3 protein-coding genes are annotated in these 2,071 nt (G+C 51.5%); all 3 read left to right on the plus strand.

The genetic code is table 11. The annotated features are described in order from the left end of the window. A partial coding sequence (locus tag M622_RS40465; RefSeq protein WP_217995343.1) for a hypothetical protein occupies positions 1 to 260 on the plus strand: 260 nt, incomplete at its 5' end. Between the two features lie 316 nt (positions 261 to 576). Beyond that, positions 577 to 1,326, plus strand: coding sequence for a TIGR04255 family protein (locus M622_RS37785; protein ID WP_021250927.1), 750 nt, complete (start codon positions 577 to 579; stop codon positions 1,324 to 1,326). Continuing rightward, entirely contained in the window at positions 1,319 to 1,654 is a 336-nt protein-coding gene (locus M622_RS37790; RefSeq protein ID WP_157282151.1) for a hypothetical protein, read from the plus strand. Before M622_RS37785 ends, M622_RS37790 begins: the two co-directional genes overlap by 8 nt. Positions 1,655 to 2,071 lie beyond the last annotated feature (417 nt).

A 2,071-nucleotide genomic window follows, 5' to 3' on the forward strand; every position in this document is an offset into this window, starting at 1 on the left:
CGTGTCCCGGCGGCTGCCCGAAGAAAGCCTTCGACGCGACGGGCGGCTGCTTTCCGGCGGGATGCTGGAAGGGTCGTATCGGCCATGACCTGCCCGTCATCTTCTCTCCGAAGCCGTCGACCAAAAATCCGGTTGCCGCTGAAACCTGCCGGACGACCTACGGAAGGACCTCGGCCTCAGCCGTCATTCGTATGCAGCTTTCAGCGCAGCCGCAATGCGACGGTTACTTGCCGCTCGACCGCCAAGTGCGGCGAAGTTGATGGCCTGTAACAGGTGTCGACGCGGGATGAATGGAAGTCGCGGCTATCACCCGCCGCTAATCAAGCATCAGTTCTGGAAGATGAGTTGCACCACAAGCATTTGTGCCACGACGCCGCTTGCAGGCAGTTCGTCCACCAGAACATCCTACAATTTTCATGGCGAACCAGGGCGAGCAGAGGGGCGGCAATGGGCAACTCGTTCGTAGATAGCTCTGCGCCCACGTCTGGTCGTAGCAGTAGTGAAAGGTCACTCGGCATTTGACCTCTCCTTTCTCTGGTAGCAGCATGATAGGATGTCGTTGCCGTGGAGCAACCTATGACCGACAAGTTACCGACAAAGCTAAAGAAGGAGCCCCTCATCGACGCGCTGTTCGAGATGAGGTTCACAAGCGTCATACCAGCGTCAAGCGTTTTTCCTGGAGTCTTGTTCAGCAAGCTTCCACATGACAAGACTATCGAGCGGCTTCCGACAGAGCAACTTCCGAAGGCTCTTCTCGAATCCGAACCGAATTTGCGCTTTGCGCCCCTGGTTCGGCTCCACTGGGACAAGTTTCTGATTTCGATCGGCGACCGCAGTCTTGCGGTCAGTTGCAAGATGCCCTATCCGGGCTGGGGAACGTTCAAACCTGCCATCTTGAATGTCGTGGAACAACTTAGGGAGATCGGGATTATTCAGGCGGTACATCGGTTTTCGATGAAGTACATTGACCTGATTCCTGCAAGCAGCCCATCAGATCAGGTAATGGCCATCAATGGAACTGTTGTACTCGGAAACCACAAGCTGAAACAGGAAATATTTTCATTGCGGGTTGAGATCCCCAAAGAGGGTTTGCTGCACGCTGTTCAGATCACCTCTTCAGCCACTGCGACCCTGCAAGACGGATCGAGCAGAGAAGGTATTATTGTAGATATTGACTCAATCAGTGATCTTGGTAGCTTGGATTTTGGTAATTGGCTGGAGCGGCTGCCTGATCAGTTGGAATTGATGCATTTGGCCAACAAGGCAATGTTTTTTGAGTGTTTGCGTCCTGAAACGATTGTTTCATTGGAGCCGATCTATGAATAACTACCAAATCAACCAAACATCTCATACAACGGGCACCATGGTTATGGCTGGGATACTGGCGAGCCACCTTCTGGCTGGCTATGCCATTTCTACCCCAATGGACGACGCTCGAGATTCGATTCTTAATGCTCCGTACCGCACAAAGTCTGCTCTCCCGTCATTCGATCATATACGAAATATCTTTGGTGGCGACTTGAACGAGAGGCCTGACTCGTTCGTGGAGAGCATCTCGAATTTCTACGCAAAGTTGGTGACAAGTCAAGAGCCACTCGGCGCTGAGTTTTCGCGCGTTCTTCATGAAAATCTTTGGGATCTGTACGAACGGTAATTAGCGCCCAATATGCCCATCAGCACGGAAGCGATTCAGACGCATATTCCATTTTATCTAACGCAAGATCAAAAAGACGGGCTCATCAAGGCCCTAGGGGACTTTCCGAGGCAGATTCAATATTACATCGGACTGTATTCAAATGAGATGTTGCAGGGTGACGGATGGGAGCAATTGGAGGTCATTCGTTTCGAAGACGGTGCTCGTGGCCGGATCAAGGGAATCGTCCTCTCAAACTCGTGTGACATCAGTTCTGATAATAAGCGTGACACACCGCCTAAGATAACGTTCGCTCCCATTATCAAGCTGACAAATTATTCGCAGTTGCTCTTGGCGTTGGTGCACTATTAACAAACGCTTATATAACAATGGCCTAGATTCTGAGATTTTGGCATGATTCGCCCCTTTCCCCCGTCC

The organism is Thauera terpenica 58Eu (assembly GCF_000443165.1).
GTDB classification, from domain to species: domain Bacteria; phylum Pseudomonadota; class Gammaproteobacteria; order Burkholderiales; family Rhodocyclaceae; genus Thauera; species Thauera terpenica.

Coding starts and splice junctions, on each gene's coding strand:
- M622_RS37785 (WP_021250927.1), top strand. CDS start 577: ATGACCGACAAGTTACCGACAAAGCTAAAGAAGGAGCCCCTCATCGAC.
- M622_RS37790 (WP_157282151.1), top strand. CDS start 1,319: ATGAATAACTACCAAATCAACCAAACATCTCATACAACGGGCACCATG.